The sequence below is a fragment of the Mycobacterium kyogaense genome (assembly GCF_003254575.1).
Taxonomy (GTDB): domain Bacteria; phylum Actinomycetota; class Actinomycetes; order Mycobacteriales; family Mycobacteriaceae; genus Mycobacterium; species Mycobacterium kyogaense.
The window spans coordinates 21,163-39,818 of the sequence record NZ_QJUA01000004.1 but is presented as its reverse complement, the minus strand read 5'-3'; the positions used below and the strand labels follow the sequence as shown (position 1 = coordinate 39,818).

Genomic DNA, 18,656 nt, shown 5'->3' with positions numbered 1-18,656 from the left:
GGTTGCCTACCGCAGGTCGAACCGGTCGTTGTTCATCACCTTGACCCAGGCGGCGACGAAGTCCTCGACCAACTTGCCCTTGCTGTCGTCCTGGGCGTAGACCTCGGCGATGCCCCGCAGGATCGAGTTCGACCCGAACACCAGATCGTTGGCAGTCGCGGTCCACTTGATGTCACCGGTGGCGCGATCGCGACCCTCGTAGACGTTCTCGGTGTTGGTCGACGGCTTCCACTCCGTGCCCATGTCGAGCAGGTTGGTGAAGAAGTCGTTGGTCAGCGCGCCCGGGGTGTCGGTGAACACCCCGTGCTTGCTGCCACCGTGGTTGGCGCCGATCACCCGCAGACCGCCGATGAGTGCGGTCATCTCCGGCGCGGTGAGGTCGAGGAAGTACGCCTTGTCGATCAGCAACTTCTCCACCGGCGTCTTCTCGCCGGGCCGCGCGTAGTTGCGGAACCCGTCGGCCTGGGTCTCCAGTACCGCGAACGACTCGACGTCGGTCTGCTCCTGGGACGCGTCGGTGCGGCCGGGGGCGAAGTGGACGTCGATCTCGAATCCGCCGTCCTTGGCGGCCTTTTCGATCCCGGCAGAGCCCGCCAGCACGATCACGTCGGCCAGCGAGATCTTCTTCCCGCCGGAGGCCGAGGCATTGAAGTCCTGCTGGATCTTCTCCAGGACGGGCAGCACCTTGCCCAGCTCAGCAGGCTCGTTGACCTCCCAGCTGCGCTGCGGCTCGAGGCGCAGTCGCGCACCGTTGGCGCCACCGCGCTTGTCGGTCCCGCGGAAGCTGGCCGCCGACGCCCACGCGGTCTTGACCAGCTGGGGCACTGACAGGCCGGAGGCCAGGATGGTGGACTTGAGCGACGCGATGTCCGACTCGTCGACCAGTTCGTGGTCGACCGCGGGCACCGGGTCCTGCCACAGCTGGGGCTCGGGCACCCAGGGTCCGAGGTAGCGGCTGACCGGGCCCATGTCGCGGTGCATCAGCTTGTACCAAGCCCTGGCGAAGGCGTCGTTCATCTCTTCGGGATGGTCGAGCCAGCGCCGGGTGATCTGGCCGTAGATGGGATCGACCCGCATCGAGACGTCGGTGACCAGCATCGTGGGCTTGCGCGGCGGGCCGCCGAACGGATCCGGGATGCTGGCCTCGGCATCCTTGGCCTCGAACTGCCAGGCACCGGCGGGGCTCTTGGTCAGCTCCCACTCGTTGCCGTAGAGGATCTCCAGGTAGCCGTTGCTCCACTGGGTCGGGGTGCCGGTCCAGACGACCTCCAGGCCGCTGGTGACGGTGTCGTTGGCGTTGCCGGTGCCGAACGGGCACTTCCAGCCCAGGCCCTGCTGCTCGATGGGGGCGCCCTCGGGCTCGGGCCCGACGTTGACGTCGGCCGCACCGTGGGTCTTGCCCAGCGTGTGGCCACCGACGATCAGGGCGGCGGTCTCCTCGTCGTTCATCGCCATCCGGCCGAACGTCTCCCGGATGTCGTGCGCGGCGGCCAGCGGATCCGGCTTGCCTTCCGGCCCTTCGGGATTGACGTAGATCAAGCCCATCGTGGTGGCGCCGAAGGGTTCGGCGAGCTGACGATCGCCGTCATTGGTGCCGTCGTACCGCTTGTCGGTGCCCAGCCAGGTGTCCTCCTGGCCCCACAGCATCTCCTCGGGCTCCCAGATGTCCTCGCGGCCGAACGCGAAGCCGAAGGTCTCGAAGCCGGCCGATTCCAGCGCGGCGTTACCGGCGTAGGCGATCAGGTCGGCCCAGGAGATCTTGTTGCCGTACTTGCGCTTGATCGGCCACAGCAGCCGGCGGGCCTTGTCCAGGTTGGCGTTGTCGGGCCAGCTGTTCAACGGCGCGAACCGCTGTGAGCCCTGACCGGCACCGCCCCGACCGTCGAAGATGCGATAGGTGCCCGCGGCGTGCCAGCTCATGCGGATGAAAAGACCGGCATAGCTGCCGTAGTCGGCGGGCCACCAGTCCACTGAGGTGGTGACCACGTCACGGACGTCGCGCTTGAACGCCTCGACATCGAGCTTGGCGAACTCGGTCGCGTAGTCGAAGTCCTCGCCCAGCGGGTTGCCCTTCTCGTTCTGCTTGTGCAGCAGCGAGACGTCGACCTGCTCGGGCCACCAGTCCTTGTTCGTCAGCGGCGCATGCGCTTTGGGCTCCGGCGAGTCGATGACCGGGTTCTCGCTCTCGCTGTGGCTGTGGGTCTTGGTGTCTGAATGCGGTGGACGTGCATCGGACGAATCAGAGGACACAACATTCCCTTTCGTGGTGGATGACGAGCTGATCACGGATGTGATCGGGGCTGTGAGGTGCAGTCGGGGCACAGGCCCCAGAAGATGACCTCGGCTTCGTCGACATCGAAACCGAGATCGTCCGACGCGGTCAGGCATGGCGCCTCACCCACGGCGCAGTCCACGTCGGCCACCACACCGCACGACCGGCACACGATGTGGTGGTGGTTGTCGCCCACGCGGGCTTCGTAGCGGGCGAGATGACCGGCGGGCTGAATCCGCCGCACGAGGCCGGTGGCGGTGAGCGCGTTGAGCGCGTCGTAGACCGTCTGACGGGAGATGTCGGGTTGCCGGTCGCGGGCTGCAGCGATGATGTCCTCGGTGTCGGCGTGCGGGTGGTGCTCGACGGCATGCATCACCGCCATGCGCGGACGGGTCACCCGAAGGCCCGCTGACTTCAGCGCGTCTGCGTATTCGGGGTCGTCGGTCATCTCCTCGATCTTGGCCCGTTTTCTGGATCAGATCAAGTTTTCCACGCGACTTTTTGCGACGAGTTTTCCGCCGCGTCGTCGTGCGGCCGATTGATGGACGCCCCGGCACCGGTGCCGGCCCCCGCACTGATCCTCGCCGCGACCACCGCGGCGACGAACACCGCCAACGCCACCCAGCCCGAGCCGGTCAGCCCCAGTTTGGCTGTGAACACGAGGGCCACCCCGGCCGCGCACACCAGCGCGCCGGTCACGGTCGCGCGCACGCCGCGGGCATGGACCGGCCGGTCCCACCACGGCAACCGGCGGTGCTCGATCGGCGACAGCACCGTGAAGAACACGGCCATCACGACGGCGAACACCACGGCGCGCAGCGCCAGTTGGCCCCAGAACCCCGGCGCATGCACGTCGTAGGCGTCCAGGCCGACCGCGTGAAGGGCGAAGGCGGTCACGGCGATCGCCGGGATGTGCCAGAGGTAGAGCGTCATCGCGCCGCCGTTGCCGGTGCTGACCACCCGCCACACCCGCGGTCGCTGCGCCCACCGTTGCAGCGCCCCCGCGGCGAGCACGAACGCACACGACATCCATGTGCAGTGCAGCGCCAGCAGCAGCGTGGGCGGAGCGACATTGGACACCCGCTCGGCGCCGGTGACCACCAGCGACACGTCATACGGACCCACCGCGGCGAGACCCAGCTGTGCGGCGAAGGCGACGATGCCGAGCACGGCCGCCCACCGTGCGCTGGTCAAGCGTCGCGCGTATCCGACGCCGATCGCGACCGGGATCAGCCAGACGACGACGAAGTTGGTGACGCCGGCGGTGGGCGTGTGCACGGCGAACCGGGCCGCGTCGCCGAGCGCGGCGGCCGCGAGCAGGCCGGCGACGACGATGGTGACCGTGCGCGCCGCGGCCATCCGGACCAGAGCGGGCACGAAGGCGAGCGTCACCAGGTAGACCCCGAGGAACCACAGCAGCGCGACGCTTTCCCGGCCGAGCCGGGCGGCCGAGTCGGCGCCGAGGGTGAACTGCACTGCCAGCAAGCCCGCCGACCACACCGCGAGATAGAAGAACACCGGCCGGCACAGCCGCTGCGCGCGGGTGAAAAGCCATGCGCCCCAGGCTGTTCCGGTGCGGTACCCGTAGCTGCCCGCGGCGCCCCCGGCCAGGAAGAACAGCGGCATCACCTGCACGATCCACGTGACGGGTGCGATCGCGGGCAATGCGCCGATCAGGTTGGCCACATGGAGGCCGCGTCCGTCGATGGTTGCGAGCAGCAGCGCGCAGTGGCCGAACATGACGACGACGAGAGCCGCGAGTCGGGCGACGTCGACGGCGCGGTCGCGGACGGGGGTCGACACGGTCATAGGACCAGCATGACGCCGGCCGGCGTCGAACGCTTGAGTACTTCTACGCCCGTCGACCGGCGTTCACCGTCAGGGCAGCGCTTCGAGGAAGGCGCTCAGGGGGCCCTCTGATGTCGTCTGCGATGCTCCACCCGGTGTGGCGGTGCTCGCCGGAACCGGCTGCGCGGACTGCACCGGCGCCGGGGCGACGACGGCTTGCACCGGCCCGGCGGCCAGCTGCGATCCGGTGAGATGCGGTTCGCCGATCATCGTGTCGATGGTCTGCGGATCGCTGGGCGTGATGCCGACCGCCGCGACACTGGCGGTGCTGGGCTGCTGGAACTCCTGCACGGTCGTGATCGGCACCGAGATCGGCACCGTGGCCGGGACCGTGGCCGGCACCGTCCCGGTTTGCGACGCGGTCGCGGTCTGCGGTGTGGCCACAGCCGGCTGGACCGTCTCGTCGATGGTGGCCGCGACCGGCGTCGCCGTGCTCGCCTGAGGCTCCTCCTCGGCCGGGGTCACGTCGGCCGGCGCGGAGAACGACCGAGCAGATTCCACCGGGCTGAATGTCTCCGGAGCGGCCACAGGGCCCGCGACCGGCGCGGGCACTGGTGCTGCGGCGGGGACCGGCGGGGCTGACGGTACCGCGGCGGGCGCCGGAGCCGGCGCGGACGCTTCGGTGACGGGAGTGCTCGCGGTGAATCCGCCCGTCAGCGCATAGATTCCGACGCCGGCGACAGCGATCACGCCGGCGGCCGCCGAGACGGGTAGCGGCACGCGGGACACCAGACGCGACAGCACGTTGCGGTGCTCGTCACCGTGCAGGTCGGCGCGGGCCGCGCCGTAGGCGAGCACCAGGTGCGGAGCGATGTGGCGGGCCGTGCGGTTGCGCCCCTCCCGGGCCGCCTCCGGCGTCACCGTCTCCACCGTGTCGAAACCGAACAGGCGCAGTTTGGTCCGCAACCGGATGCCGTGCGCCCGCGCGTCGTCACTCCACGTCAGACGCACCCCGTCGATGTCGCGTTGGCTTTGCAGGGCGAACGCCTGGATGCTGCGCGCCGTGGCCCGGGCAATCTCGTTCGCCGAATCGAGGGTAACCACCTCGTCAGCCAGGATGGTGCCGTCCTTGACGTCGACCAGCGCCCACACCGCACTCTTGGCGGTCAGCGAAAGACCCATAACCACGCGCATAGCTACCCCTGACGACGGCCGGTGATGGCCCTATATCGGCGTGTCCAGGTCGGATGTTACGCACACCACACCGAAATGTCGCCGAACGTGGCGAAACCGCAATTAACCACAGCGGCGAATAGAAGGGTTTAGCTGAGTGGGCAGCTGGCTCAGCTCAGCCCTGCAGGGTCTCCAGGGCCGCGTTGAACGTCTTGCTAGGCCGCATCACCGCGGTGGTCTTCTCCCGATCCGGGTAGTAGTAGCCGCCGATGTCGACGGCCTCGCCCTGCACCGCGTTGAGTTCGGAGACGATGGTGTCCTCCTGCTCGGCCAGCGTCTTGGCCAGCGGGGCGAAGTGTTCGGCGAGCTCGGAGTCCTCGCTCTGGTTCGCGAGCTCCTGCGCCCAGTACATCGTCAGGTAGAACTGGCTGCCCCGGTTGTCGAGTTCACCGGTCTTGCGCGACGGGCTCTTGTTGTTGTCGAGCAGCTTGCCGATGGCGGCATCCAGCGCCTTGCCCAGGATCGAGGCCTTCTTGTTCCCGGCCTTGTCGCCCATGTCTTCGAAGCTGGCCCCGAGTGCGAGGAACTCGCCCAGTGAATCCCAGCGCAGGTGGTTCTCCTCGACCAGCTGGTTCACGTGCTTGGGCGCCGAACCGCCGGCACCGGTCTCGTAGAGGCCACCACCGGCCATCAGCGGCACGATCGACAGCATCTTGGCGCTGGTGCCGAGCTCGAGGATCGGGAACAGGTCGGTCAGGTAGTCCCGCAGGATGTTGCCGGTCGCCGAGATGGTGTCCTTGCCGCGGATCAGCCGCTCCAACGTGTACCGCATGGCCCACACCTGCGGCAGGATCGTGATCTCCAGACCCTCGGTGTCGTGGTCGCCCAGGTACTTCTTCACCTTGGCGCGCAGCTCGTTCTCGTGCGGCCGTTCGTCGTCGAGCCAGAACACCACCGGCATGCCCGACGCACGCGCCCGCGTCACCGCGAGCTTGACCCAGTCCTGGATCGGGGCGTCCTTGACGATCGGCATGCGCCAGATGTCGCCGGCTTCGACGTTCTGGCTCAGCAGCACCTCGCCGGTCTCGTTGTCGACGATGTCGGCGACGCCGTCTTCGGCGATCTCGAAGGTCTTGTCGTGGCTGCCGTACTCCTCGGCCTTCTGCGCCATCAGCCCGACGTTGGGCACGGTGCCCATCGTGGTGGGGTCGAACTGACCGTGGGTCTTACAGAAGTTGATGACTTCCTGGTACATCCGAGAGAACGTCGACTCCGGGTTGACGGCCTTGGTGTCCTTGGTGCGGCCGTCGGCGCCGTACATCTTTCCGCCGAGCCGGATCATCGCCGGCATCGAGGCGTCGACGATGACGTCGCTGGGCGAGTGGAAGTTGGAGATGCCCTTGGCCGAATCGACCATCGCGAGCTCCGGCCGGTGCTCGTGGCACTTGTGCAGATCCTCGATGATCTCTTCGCGCTGCGAGGCGGGCAGCGCCTCGATCTTGTCGTAGAGATCGGACAGACCGTTGTTGACGTTGACGCCCAACTGGTCGAACAGTTCCTGGTGCTTGGCGAACGCGTCCTTGTAGAACACCTTGACCGCGTGTCCGAACACGATCGGGTGGCTGACCTTCATCATGGTGGCCTTGACGTGCAGAGAGAACATCACGCCCGTCTTGTAGGCGTCCTCGATCTGCGCCTCGTAGAACTCGATGAGGGCCTTCTTGCTCATGTACATGCTGTCGATCACGTCGCCCTCGTCGAGCTTGACCTCGGGCTTGAGCACGACGGTCTCGCCGCCCGCCGTCTTGAGCTCCATCCGGACGTTGCGCGCCTTGTCCAGCGTCATCGACTTCTCGCCGTGGTAGAAGTCGCCGCCCTTCATCGTCGCGACGTGCGTGCGCGAAGCCTGCGACCACTCCCCCATGCTGTGCGGGTGCTTGCGGGCGTACTCCTTGACCGCCTTGGGCGCGCGGCGGTCTGAATTGCCCTCACGCAGAACAGGATTGACCGCACTTCCGAGGATCTTGGCGTAGCGCTCCTTGATCTTGCGCTCGTCGTCGGTCTTCGGCTCGCCCGGGTAGTCGGGCAGGTCGTAGCCCTTGGCCTTGAGTTCCTTGATGGCCGCGAGCAACTGCGGCACCGAGGCGCTGATGTTCGGCAGCTTGATGATGTTGGTCTCGGGGAACTGGGTCAGCTCACCGAGTTCGGTCAGGTTGTCGGATACTCGCTGGTCCTCGCTGAGCCGGTCGGAGAACTCGGCGAGGATGCGGGCGGCCACCGAGATGTCACTGGACTTCACGTCGATGTCGGCGGCACCGGCGAACGCACGGACCACGGGCAGGAAGGCGTAGGTCGCGAGCAGCGGCGCCTCGTCGGTCAGGGTGTAGAAAATGGTGGGCTGCTCGGCGCTCATGTGGTGGCCTCCCGGCGTTGAGGTGCGGTCAGTGATCTGTCAGATTCGGGGCGGTTGAAGCCTACCGAACCGGGGTCATCCCCGGTCCGGTCACATCCATGGTTGACCGTCGCGCGGCGCAGGCATCCAATGGCAGCTATGCAGAAGGTGTCGATCGAGGCCTTGGCCCGCCAACAACTCGAGCGGGCGGCATCGACCGGCCGCAACGCCGCCGACACGGTGGTGGGCGGTCACGAACGGATTCTGCGCCAGACCGTGGTCGGGATGACGGCAGGTTCGCAGATGAGCGAACACGCCAATCCGGGCGAGGCCACCATCTTCGTGCTCAGGGGATCCGTGCGGCTGGTCGCCGGCGACGATCAGTGGGACGGCCGAACCGGGGATCTGCTGTTGATCCCCGATGCCCACCACTCCCTGCTCGCGCTGGAGGATGCGGCGATCCTGCTGACGGTGGCCAAGCGGCCCTGACCATCAGCTGGCGCGGATCGCCTCGTCGGCGTCGGCACCGTGGCGCCGGTGCACGAACACCCCGAGCGCGACGATGACGACGGCCGAGATCACCGAGAGGGCGATCGCCTGCTGCTGCTTGGGATCGAAGGCCATCAGCACCAGCACCGCCACGATCAGTCCGATGACCACCACGGTGAGATAGGGGAACAGCCACATCCGCACCGGCGGACGCTCGCCGGCGGCCCGCATTTTGCGCCCGAGGACGAACTGGCTGATCGCGATCACCAGGTACACGAACAGCGCGACCGCACCGCTGGTGGCCAGCAGGTAGCCGAAGATCTTCTCCGGTAGCAGGTAGTTGCCGATGACCGCGAGGAAGCCGACTGCGGTCGAGAGCAGGACCGCCACCCAGGGCGCCCCGTTGCCGGCGATCTTGCGGACAGCCTGCGGGGCATCCCGGCGCTCGCTGAGCGAGAACAGCATTCGGGAGGCGGTGTAGAGCGCGGAGTTCAGGCATGACGCCACTGCCGTGAGGATGACGATGTCCATGATGAGCTTCGAGCCGGGGATGCCGATCGCCTGCAGCGTGGACTGGTAGGACCCGTCGGGCAGCTCGTTGTAGGGCATCAGCGAGACGATGATGAAGATCGAGCCGATGTAGAACAGCGAGATGCGCCAGATGACGGTGCGCACCGCCTTCGTGATCCCTTTCTCGGGGTTGGGTGATTCGGCGGCGGCGATCGTGACGATCTCGGTGCCCATGAACGAGAACATCGTGATCAGCATGCCGGCGATGACGGCGCCGAACCCGTTGGGCAGGAAGCCGTCGGGCTGCCACAGGTTGTCGATGCCGCTGACCTGGGAGTCGGGGATGAGGCCGAAGATCGCGGCCACGCCGACGCCGATGAACGCGATGATCGCGACGACCTTGATCAGCGCGAACCAGAATTCGAATTCGCCGTAGTTGCCGACGCTCGCGAGGTTGGTGATGGTCAGCAGTGCGGTGACGGCGAGCGCCCAGATCCATTGCGCACCACCGATGAGACTGGTCAGGATGTCGGCGGCGGCGGTGGCCTCGACGGGGATGACGAGCACCCAGAACCACCAGTACAGCCAGCCGATGGAAAAGCCGGCCCAGCCGCCGAGCGCGCGGTCGGCGTAGACGGAGAACGAGCCTGTGTCCGGGTTGGCGGTCGCCATCTCCCCCAGCATGCGCATGACGAGCACCACCAGGGTGCCGGCCATGATGTAGGAGAGGATGACCGCGGGCCCCGCCTCGGCGATCGCATTCTTGGAACCGACGAACAACCCCGCGCCGATGATGCCGGCGATGGAGATCATCGTGATGTGCCGGGATTTGAGGCTGGTACCCAGCTTGCGCTCGGTGCCGGTCGACCCCGCAGATCCTGTCCTGACTTCGCTCATCGAGCTCGCCTTTCCTTGACGATCGGCATGCGCCAGATGTCGCCGGCTTCGACGTTCTGGCTCAGCAGCACCTCGCCGGTCTCGTTGTCGACGATGTCGGCGACGCCGTCTTCGGCGATCTCGAAGGTCTTGTCGTGGCTGCCGTACTCCTCGGCCTTCTGCGCCATCAGCCCGACGTTGGGCACGGTGCCCATCGTGGTGGGGTCGAACTGACCGTGGGTCTTACAGAAGTTGATGACTTCCTGGTACATCCGAGAGAACGTCGACTCCGGGTTGACGGCCTTGGTGTCCTTGGTGCGGCCGTCGGCGCCGTACATCTTTCCGCCGAGCCGGATCATCGCCGGCATCGAGGCGTCGACGATGACGTCGCTGGGCGAGTGGAAGTTGGAGATGCCCTTGGCCGAATCGACCATCGCGAGCTCCGGCCGGTGCTCGTGGCACTTGTGCAGATCCTCGATGATCTCTTCGCGCTGCGAGGCGGGCAGCGCCTCGATCTTGTCGTAGAGATCGGACAGACCGTTGTTGACGTTGACGCCCAACTGGTCGAACAGTTCCTGGTGCTTGGCGAACGCGTCCTTGTAGAACACCTTGACCGCGTGTCCGAACACGATCGGGTGGCTGACCTTCATCATGGTGGCCTTGACGTGCAGAGAGAACATCACGCCCGTCTTGTAGGCGTCCTCGATCTGCGCCTCGTAGAACTCGATGAGGGCCTTCTTGCTCATGTACATGCTGTCGATCACGTCGCCCTCGTCGAGCTTGACCTCGGGCTTGAGCACGACGGTCTCGCCGCCCGCCGTCTTGAGCTCCATCCGGACGTTGCGCGCCTTGTCCAGCGTCATCGACTTCTCGCCGTGGTAGAAGTCGCCGCCCTTCATCGTCGCGACGTGCGTGCGCGAAGCCTGCGACCACTCCCCCATGCTGTGCGGGTGCTTGCGGGCGTACTCCTTGACCGCCTTGGGCGCGCGGCGGTCTGAATTGCCCTCACGCAGAACAGGATTGACCGCACTTCCGAGGATCTTGGCGTAGCGCTCCTTGATCTTGCGCTCGTCGTCGGTCTTCGGCTCGCCCGGGTAGTCGGGCAGGTCGTAGCCCTTGGCCTTGAGTTCCTTGATGGCCGCGAGCAACTGCGGCACCGAGGCGCTGATGTTCGGCAGCTTGATGATGTTGGTCTCGGGGAACTGGGTCAGCTCACCGAGTTCGGTCAGGTTGTCGGATACTCGCTGGTCCTCGCTGAGCCGGTCGGAGAACTCGGCGAGGATGCGGGCGGCCACCGAGATGTCACTGGACTTCACGTCGATGTCGGCGGCACCGGCGAACGCACGGACCACGGGCAGGAAGGCGTAGGTCGCGAGCAGCGGCGCCTCGTCGGTCAGGGTGTAGAAAATGGTGGGCTGCTCGGCGCTCATGTGGTGGCCTCCCGGCGTTGAGGTGCGGTCAGTGATCTGTCAGATTCGGGGCGGTTGAAGCCTACCGAACCGGGGTCATCCCCGGTCCGGTCACATCCATGGTTGACCGTCGCGCGGCGCAGGCATCCAATGGCAGCTATGCAGAAGGTGTCGATCGAGGCCTTGGCCCGCCAACAACTCGAGCGGGCGGCATCGACCGGCCGCAACGCCGCCGACACGGTGGTGGGCGGTCACGAACGGATTCTGCGCCAGACCGTGGTCGGGATGACGGCAGGTTCGCAGATGAGCGAACACGCCAATCCGGGCGAGGCCACCATCTTCGTGCTCAGGGGATCCGTGCGGCTGGTCGCCGGCGACGATCAGTGGGACGGCCGAACCGGGGATCTGCTGTTGATCCCCGATGCCCACCACTCCCTGCTCGCGCTGGAGGATGCGGCGATCCTGCTGACGGTGGCCAAGCGGCCCTGACCATCAGCTGGCGCGGATCGCCTCGTCGGCGTCGGCACCGTGGCGCCGGTGCACGAACACCCCGAGCGCGACGATGACGACGGCCGAGATCACCGAGAGGGCGATCGCCTGCTGCTGCTTGGGATCGAAGGCCATCAGCACCAGCACCGCCACGATCAGTCCGATGACCACCACGGTGAGATAGGGGAACAGCCACATCCGCACCGGCGGACGCTCGCCGGCGGCCCGCATTTTGCGCCCGAGGACGAACTGGCTGATCGCGATCACCAGGTACACGAACAGCGCGACCGCACCGCTGGTGGCCAGCAGGTAGCCGAAGATCTTCTCCGGTAGCAGGTAGTTGCCGATGACCGCGAGGAAGCCGACTGCGGTCGAGAGCAGGACCGCCACCCAGGGCGCCCCGTTGCCGGCGATCTTGCGGACAGCCTGCGGGGCATCCCGGCGCTCGCTGAGCGAGAACAGCATTCGGGAGGCGGTGTAGAGCGCGGAGTTCAGGCATGACGCCACTGCCGTGAGGATGACGATGTCCATGATGAGCTTCGAGCCGGGGATGCCGATCGCCTGCAGCGTGGACTGGTAGGACCCGTCGGGCAGCTCGTTGTAGGGCATCAGCGAGACGATGATGAAGATCGAGCCGATGTAGAACAGCGAGATGCGCCAGATGACGGTGCGCACCGCCTTCGTGATCCCTTTCTCGGGGTTGGGTGATTCGGCGGCGGCGATCGTGACGATCTCGGTGCCCATGAACGAGAACATCGTGATCAGCATGCCGGCGATGACGGCGCCGAACCCGTTGGGCAGGAAGCCGTCGGGCTGCCACAGGTTGTCGATGCCGCTGACCTGGGAGTCGGGGATGAGGCCGAAGATCGCGGCCACGCCGACGCCGATGAACGCGATGATCGCGACGACCTTGATCAGCGCGAACCAGAATTCGAATTCGCCGTAGTTGCCGACGCTCGCGAGGTTGGTGATGGTCAGCAGTGCGGTGACGGCGAGCGCCCAGATCCATTGCGCACCACCGATGAGACTGGTCAGGATGTCGGCGGCGGCGGTGGCCTCGACGGGGATGACGAGCACCCAGAACCACCAGTACAGCCAGCCGATGGAAAAGCCGGCCCAGCCGCCGAGCGCGCGGTCGGCGTAGACGGAGAACGAGCCTGTGTCCGGGTTGGCGGTCGCCATCTCCCCCAGCATGCGCATGACGAGCACCACCAGGGTGCCGGCCATGATGTAGGAGAGGATGACCGCGGGCCCCGCCTCGGCGATCGCATTCTTGGAACCGACGAACAACCCCGCGCCGATGATGCCGGCGATGGAGATCATCGTGATGTGCCGGGATTTGAGGCTGGTACCCAGCTTGCGCTCGGTGCCGGTCGACCCCGCAGATCCTGTCCTGACTTCGCTCATCGAGCTCGCCTTTCCTCCGGGCACCGGATGCCCGCCCCACGAACAGGAACACAGCGTGCCCAACCGTCCGCTTTTTCAAACGCGCCGTCACACGCGCGGGAGCCCAACATTGCCCGCGACGACCGTGCGCGGCGTTACAGTGCACGTCGTGCGCACAAATCTGTTAGCCAACGGCCGTGGCCGATGGCTGGCGATCGCCGTGTCGCTGGTGGTGTCGGCCGGCATGTTCTACGCGCAGGACACCGAGAAAGCGGCGTCACCCGCCACCGCGCCGGGGATCGCCGCGCCGGCGGGGCCGTCCTCCGCGCCTGCGGCTCCGCCACCGGACAAGGCCGAACTGCTGGCCGCCAGCGCACCCATCGACGCCCGGGTGTTCGATCTGTCGCTGCCGCGCGGCGTCGCGCCCGAAGGCGGCTTACAGGTCAAGACGATCTGGGCGGCCCGTGCGATCAGCGCGATGTTCCCCGAGATCACGACGATCGGCGGGTACCGGCAGGACCCGCTGAAATGGCATCCGAACGGATTGGCCATCGACGTGATGATCCCGAATTACCACTCCGAGGAAGGCATCGCCCTGGGCAACCAGATCGCCGGCTATGCCCTGGCCAACGCCAAGCGCTGGGGCGTGCTGCACGTGATCTGGCGCCAAGGTCTCTACCCCGGCATCGGGGCACCGAGTTGGACCGCCGACTACGGCAACGAGACGGCCAACCACTTCGACCACGTGCACATCGCCACCGACGGCGGCGGCTATCCGACCGGCAAAGAGTCCTACTTCATCGGGTCGATGCAGCGCTAGACGTACCGGCTAGACCGCGATGCTCGGTGCGCCGCACTGCAGGAAGCTCGCCGACGCCGGGTCGTCACCGCACACCGCGAACAGGTCGACCAGTGTGGTCGTCTCGTCGGGCTGGGGCTCGATCGCCGGTGGTGCCGGCGGCCACAGCGGGAAGATGCTCGCCCCCTCGACCCCGGTGAGCTTCGCGACGATCTGCGCCGCCAGGTTGGTCACGACGTAGAGCAGATCGCCACCCAGCTGCACCGGGATGATGGCGATCTTGGCCACCAGGCTGACCAGCGGAATGCCGAGGTCGACGAGATCCTGCAGACCCCCGGTGAGCTGTTGGGTCGCACCGAACACGAAATAGGGCACCGAGGTCACGATGGTGCGCAGGCTGAGCCTGGCCTCGGTGGCCCGGTCCGGATAGCCGTACTTGGCGATGATGTCGAGCAGTCCGGCGCGCAGGGCGCCGTCGTCGTTCACCGGGTAGACGTTGCTGTCGTCCTGGTCGGTCAGGGACGTCCCGTCCGAGCTCGCGGACGGCGTACCTCCGAACAGGGTGAGCACCGTGGGGGTGACGTCGACGATCGAGTAGGTCAGGTTGATCGCGCCGGAGTCGAAGCCGCCTCCGTTCGCGATCACGAAAGTCGATGTCTCCGGCGGTGATTGGAACCCGTGGCCGATGCCCTTCTGCGGTTGATGCCCGTGATCGGTGACCACGATGATCGTCCACTCCTGGCCGCTGGCCTCGATCGCGGCGAGGATCTCCCCGATGTTGCGGTCGACGTTGGTGATGGCCGCGGCGTACTCCGGTGAGTCGCCGCCGTGCATGTGTCCGTTCTCGTCGACCCCGACGAAGTAGCTGAAGACGAAGTTGCTCACGTTGGCGTTCGCGCCCAGGATCGCGGCCTCGGTGGCGTCGCCGACCCGGTCATCGGTCTTCGACCAGTCGGTGTCGCCGGCGACCTGGGTGAAGAAGATGTTGTTGTCGACCTTGTCCGCACCACCGGTTCCGGCGATGCCGGCGATCACGTCCCAGTCGGAGATCGCAGTGGTCTCGATGCTGCTGTTGAACTGTTCGAGCTGGGTGAACAGCGTCGGCCACGTCGAGTAGGTCCACGGGGTGAAGACGTTGTTGATGACGCCGGTCTTCTCCCCCCATGCCCCGGTCAGGATGGAAGACCACGACGGGTTGGAGATCGTGGTGTGCCCGACGATCGTCGAGGCCGCCGTCGTGCCGGTCTGCATGAGGCTGAACAGGTTGCTGTTCTGCTGGTTGGCCAGGATCTTGCTGAGGTTGGTGCCGTCGATGCCGATCACCAGCACGTTCGGGGTGTCGTCGGCGGCCAGTGCGCTGACCTGCGGCACGACATTGGTCCGCTGCGCCGCCGTCCGCTCGTCGCGTTTCGCGGCAGCGGCCGTGAGCAACGTGGTGAGGGCGAGCGGCGCGGCGGGAGGGGGGCCTTCAGGGGCGTCGGCGCGCGAGACGTCCCTTGCGCCGGCGGTGAACCTCACCGACGTCACAGCGCCGTCTGTGTCGTCTGCCGCGCGATCGGCGGCTCGGACACGGCGAGCCTCCTGCCGTTCGGCGCGACGCGTCGCTGCCGCCTCGCGGGCCTCCTGACGCCGTTGCTGAGCAGCGGCCCGGCGCTCGGCTGCCCGGGATGTCCCGGTCGCGCTCTGCGACGACTCCGGTGACACCGACGCGGACGCCGACGTGTCGCTGCCGGTGTCGTCGGCGTAGGCCACACCCGGAGCAGCCGTCGCCACTGCCCAGCCCACGCCCAGCGTCACGGCCAGCGCCCCGACTCGTCCGATGGTGGTTGCCTGCACCTTGTACTGACCCATGAAGTGTCCCTTCGCCGACCCCCGTGGCGTGTGTTACGGCAAAATTACGCCCCCGTCAGCGAATCGCGTCGGCAATTCGCTGAGATCGTCGTCGTGTCGGCCCTAGAGTTGGGCCGGTGACGAGCCCGCTGCGCCGCGCGTTCCGGCTGGCCGGCATGCGACCGCTCCCCCTCCCGTCGATCGACGCGCCAATTCCTCTGCGAGGCAAGCGCATTCTGTTGACAGGCGCGTCGTCGGGCATCGGCGCGGTCGCGGCAGAGAAGTTGGCCGCCCAGGGAGCGACGGTGTTGGCTGTGGCGCGCCGGGCTGACCTGCTCGCCGAGGTCGTTGCTCGGATCACGGCGCAGGGCGGACAGGCGGTCGCGATGCCGACGAACCTGGCTGATCTCGACGCGGTGGACGCGCTGGCGGAGGCGGCGGGCGCGGTGGACATCCTGATCAACAACGCCGGCCGGTCCATTCGCAGACCGCTGCTCGAATCGCTGGACCGTTGGCACGACGTCGAACGCACGATCGCGCTGAACTACTACGCACCGATGCGCTTGATCCGCGGTCTCGCACCGGGGATGGTGGCGCGCGGCGACGGTCACATCATCAACATCTCGAGTTGGCGCGTGATGCCGGAGTCCTCGCCGCTGTTCGGCGTGTACAACGCATCAAAGGCCGCACTGAGTGCGGTCAGTCGCGTCATCGACAACGAATTGGCCGACGTGGGGATCCGGTCGACGACCATTTACTACCCGTTGGTCGCCACCCCGATGATCGCCCCGACACGCGCCTACGATGGCCTGGCCGCGCTGAGTGCCGATGAGGCTGCCGAGTGGATGGTCGAGGCCGCACGGCGGCGCCCGGTCCGCATCGCACCCCGCAAGATGCTGCCGTTGCGGGCTCTCGATCTGGTGTCGCCGCGCCTGCTCAACGGCGTGATGAAGCGCTCCACCCCGCAACTCGCCCCGACGGGCGGTCGCAGTGCCGGCTGATCGCAGCGGCTACCGCACCGAAAACCTCGCTGCGGGCGCACTTCTCACCACCGCGGCGTTCTTCTGTGTCGCTCTGGTCGGCGCGTTGGCGAAGGTGGCGGGGCAGCACACCTCGACCGGGGTCCTCCTGCTGACCCAGAACGCGATCTGCCTGGCGGCGGTGGCCCCGGTTGCGCTGCGGCACGGTGTGGGGGCGTTGCGAACCCGCAGGGTCGGGTTACATCTGCTGCGCGCTGCCACCGGGACCGGCTGTTGGTATGCACTGTTTTTCGCGATCACCCAGATCCCGCTGGCGAACGCCACGCTGCTGACCTACAGCGCGCCGCTGTGGATGCCGCTGATCGCCTGGGCCGTCACCCGGCAACGTGTGGCGACCGCGACGTGGCTCGGCGCGGCGGTCGGCTTCGCCGGGGTGATGCTGGTGCTGCGGCCGCAGGGCCATGGCCTGAGTGTCGGGGAACTGTCCGCATTCGCCGGCGCGGTGTTGCTTGCGGTCGCGATGATGTCGGTGCGCTGGCTCAGTGCCACCGAACCGACACTGCGCATCCTGTTCTATTACTTCCTGCTGTCCACGGCGATGTCAGTACCAGTCGCGGCCGCGGACTTCGCGCCGATCACCGCGGCGGCGTCGCCGTGGTTGCTCGCCGTGGGCGTCGCACAGTTGCTCGCGCAAGCGCTGATCATCGTCGCCTACCGCTACGCACCGGCGGAGAAGCTGGGTCCGTTCATCTACTCGGTGATCGTGTTCACCGCGCTGATCGACTGGCTGGTCTGGCACCATCGCCCCGCACTGTCGACGTACCTCGGCATGGCATTGGTCATCGGCGGCGGCTTGCTGGCGGTGCGCGCGAAAGCCGCCGCGCCTCAACCTCTTCTCCCACCCCCGCCGTCACCGTGAGGCCGATGCGGCCGCTCGATGATGAACGTCAGTCCCCAACCGCCGTTGTTGCAGTACCAGCACTGGTACGGGTTGTAGGTGGGGATCGCGCCGGGCCCCTGCCCCGTGTTGGCGCCGCGGACGTCGCCCTGGGAGCAGACGGTGGTGCCGGCGGCGCTGGTGCAATCGGCCGCGGCCGCCGGCAGCGCGATCAGTCCGGAACCGATCACGGCCGGCAGGATCGTGACGTATGTGAGCCGCATATCGGCCTCCCGCACACGGCCGCGAGCTCGTCATCGCGGAACCGTACCCGGCGACGATAACTCCCCCGGCCGCTCTCGCCCAAGGGCAAAAAGTCAACGGCGAAGCGTGGAATGCGGGCTCTCGCCGTATTGCTCGCGGTAGTAGACGGCGAAACGTCCGGAATGCGAGAAGCCCCACCGCGCCGCCACCTCGGCGACCCGCACCATGGACCGGTCGCCGGCCACCAAGTCAGCGTGGGCATGGGAGAGCCGGGCCCGGCGAAGGTACTCGGTGGGCGTGCAATGGCAGTGCTTGCGGAACATGTACTGCAATGCCCGCGGCGTCACGTACACGGCGTTGGCGATGTCGACCATGGAGATGTCGCGCTCGGCGTTGTCTTCGATGAAGGCGATGGCGCGCCGCAGCAGCGTGGGGGTGCTGTCGTTCCTGTCGGTCGCGGTCGTCTCGAGGTGGGCGGTGGTGGGGAACGCCGCGAGCACGCCGGCGGCGAGGTAACGGCGCACGTTCCCGATGATCAACGGGCTCCGAGCGGCGAGGGGATCTGCCATCACGGAGTGCTTGACGTGCTGGATCGCCCTGATCAAGTGTGCGGTGGCGATCGGCGACACCGGCCTCGCGGCGGTCAGCCGGATCACGTCGCCGCCACCGGGCGCGGCGGCCACGGTGCCGAGGAGGTGAGCATCGAGTGCGATGGCATCGCACTGCAGCCCGTGGGCATGACCGGTGAAGAACCCGCTGTCATGCGCTCCGACCGCAAGAACGTCCCCCGGTCCGAAGACGTCCGCCTGCTTGGCGTCGGTTCCGCGAACGACCGCGCCGGCTCGGACCATACAGACGACGACGCCGTCTGTCGGGAAGCTCTCGAACTGGAAATCGATTCCGTAGGAGAAGTCATCGAGGGTCAGTTCACCCAGTTCGGCTCGATCGACCCGGACGCGGGCCGAGGTGTTCGCGGTGGGCGCCAGGCGGACCTCGTGGTAGTTGGCGTTGACGAATCTCTCGACATCGTCGAGGTCCTCGCTATCGATCAGGACTGTCATCAGGTACCTCGAGCACGCTAAAAGAGGGAGGCATCCCTGTTGAGCCTGTCACTATTGTGCC

At 67.0% G+C, this 18,656-nt stretch carries 15 protein-coding genes and 1 pseudogene; 5 read left to right on the top strand and 11 right to left on the bottom strand.

What is annotated here, in order from left to right; genetic code table 11:
- Window positions 1-6: 6 nt before the first annotated feature.
- The 5 genes from katG to DMB80_RS04550 all read right to left on the bottom strand — a co-directional run bounded on the left by katG (window position 7) and on the right by DMB80_RS04550 (window position 7,646).
- Entirely contained in the window at window positions 7-2,250 is a 2,244-nt protein-coding gene (gene katG / locus DMB80_RS04570; protein WP_111508754.1) for a catalase/peroxidase HPI, read from the bottom strand.
- Window positions 2,251-2,282: 32 nt separating this feature from the next.
- Window positions 2,283-2,720 carry a Fur family transcriptional regulator gene (locus DMB80_RS04565; protein WP_111508753.1) on the bottom strand — a complete coding sequence of 146 codons (438 nt, stop codon included), beginning with the start codon at window positions 2,718-2,720 and terminating at the stop codon, window positions 2,283-2,285.
- 32 nt (window positions 2,721-2,752) lie between these two features.
- The gene (locus tag DMB80_RS04560) at window positions 2,753-4,081 is read right to left on the bottom strand and encodes an acyltransferase family protein (protein WP_111508752.1); all 1,329 of its coding nucleotides are present in this window, start codon (window positions 4,079-4,081) and stop codon (window positions 2,753-2,755) included.
- A 69-nt stretch (window positions 4,082-4,150) separates the two neighbouring features.
- The gene (locus DMB80_RS04555) at window positions 4,151-5,242 is read right to left on the bottom strand and encodes a hypothetical protein (protein WP_205538527.1); all 1,092 of its coding nucleotides are present in this window, start codon (window positions 5,240-5,242) and stop codon (window positions 4,151-4,153) included.
- Window positions 5,243-5,408: 166 nt separating this feature from the next.
- Window positions 5,409-7,646 (bottom strand): NADP-dependent isocitrate dehydrogenase, encoded by a 2,238-nt coding sequence (locus DMB80_RS04550; protein ID WP_111508751.1) that lies wholly within the window; start codon window positions 7,644-7,646, stop codon window positions 5,409-5,411.
- A 138-nt stretch (window positions 7,647-7,784) separates the two neighbouring features.
- On the opposite strand from DMB80_RS04550, the gene DMB80_RS04545 reads away from it, so the two are divergent.
- Window positions 7,785-8,114, top strand: a complete 330-nt coding sequence (locus tag DMB80_RS04545) for a cupin domain-containing protein (RefSeq protein ID WP_111508750.1) — start codon at window positions 7,785-7,787, stop codon at window positions 8,112-8,114.
- A 3-nt stretch (window positions 8,115-8,117) separates the two neighbouring features.
- Here the strand turns inward: DMB80_RS04545 and DMB80_RS04540 are convergent, their stop codons facing one another.
- A complete protein-coding gene (locus tag DMB80_RS04540; RefSeq protein WP_111508749.1) occupies window positions 8,118-9,521 on the bottom strand; it encodes an amino acid permease in 1,404 nt (467 codons plus the stop codon).
- Window positions 9,521-10,930 (bottom strand): annotated as a pseudogene (locus DMB80_RS04535) (NADP-dependent isocitrate dehydrogenase); the annotation flags it as partial. The pseudogene DMB80_RS04535 and the gene DMB80_RS04540, both read right to left, overlap by 1 nt.
- A 138-nt stretch (window positions 10,931-11,068) precedes the next feature.
- Here DMB80_RS04535 and DMB80_RS04530 point away from each other — a divergent pair.
- Window positions 11,069-11,398 carry a cupin domain-containing protein gene (locus DMB80_RS04530; RefSeq protein ID WP_111508750.1) on the top strand — a complete coding sequence of 110 codons (330 nt, stop codon included), beginning with the start codon at window positions 11,069-11,071 and terminating at the stop codon, window positions 11,396-11,398.
- 3 nt (window positions 11,399-11,401) lie between these two features.
- Here the strand turns inward: DMB80_RS04530 and DMB80_RS04525 are convergent, their stop codons facing one another.
- Window positions 11,402-12,805, bottom strand: coding sequence for an amino acid permease (locus DMB80_RS04525; protein ID WP_111508749.1), 1,404 nt, complete (start codon window positions 12,803-12,805; stop codon window positions 11,402-11,404).
- Window positions 12,806-12,914: 109 nt separating this feature from the next.
- On the opposite strand from DMB80_RS04525, the gene DMB80_RS04520 reads away from it, so the two are divergent.
- Window positions 12,915-13,604 carry a VldE C-terminal domain-containing protein gene (locus tag DMB80_RS04520; RefSeq protein WP_420812124.1) on the top strand — a complete coding sequence of 230 codons (690 nt, stop codon included), beginning with the start codon at window positions 12,915-12,917 and terminating at the stop codon, window positions 13,602-13,604.
- Between the two features lie 9 nt (window positions 13,605-13,613).
- On the opposite strand, the gene DMB80_RS04515 is transcribed toward DMB80_RS04520, so the two are convergent.
- On the bottom strand, window positions 13,614-15,434 hold the full coding sequence (locus DMB80_RS04515) for an alkaline phosphatase family protein (RefSeq protein ID WP_111508748.1): 1,821 nt from the start codon (window positions 15,432-15,434) through the stop codon (window positions 13,614-13,616).
- Window positions 15,435-15,550: 116 nt separating this feature from the next.
- Here DMB80_RS04515 and DMB80_RS04510 point away from each other — a divergent pair, with 116 nt between their 5' ends.
- Entirely contained in the window at window positions 15,551-16,414 is an 864-nt protein-coding gene (locus tag DMB80_RS04510; RefSeq protein ID WP_162938407.1) for an SDR family oxidoreductase, read from the top strand.
- A complete protein-coding gene (locus DMB80_RS04505; protein WP_111508747.1) occupies window positions 16,404-17,312 on the top strand; it encodes a DMT family transporter in 909 nt (302 codons plus the stop codon). Before DMB80_RS04510 ends, DMB80_RS04505 begins: the two co-directional genes overlap by 11 nt.
- Here the strand turns inward: DMB80_RS04505 and DMB80_RS04500 are convergent.
- Complete coding sequence (locus DMB80_RS04500) at window positions 17,279-17,554, bottom strand: hypothetical protein (RefSeq protein ID WP_111508746.1); 276 nt, start codon at window positions 17,552-17,554, stop codon at window positions 17,279-17,281. The two genes, DMB80_RS04505 and DMB80_RS04500, sit on opposite strands and share 34 nt — an antisense overlap.
- A 93-nt stretch (window positions 17,555-17,647) precedes the next feature.
- On the bottom strand, window positions 17,648-18,595 hold the full coding sequence (locus DMB80_RS04495; protein WP_111508745.1) for a helix-turn-helix transcriptional regulator: 948 nt from the start codon (window positions 18,593-18,595) through the stop codon (window positions 17,648-17,650).
- Between the last annotated feature and the right edge of the window lie 61 nt (window positions 18,596-18,656).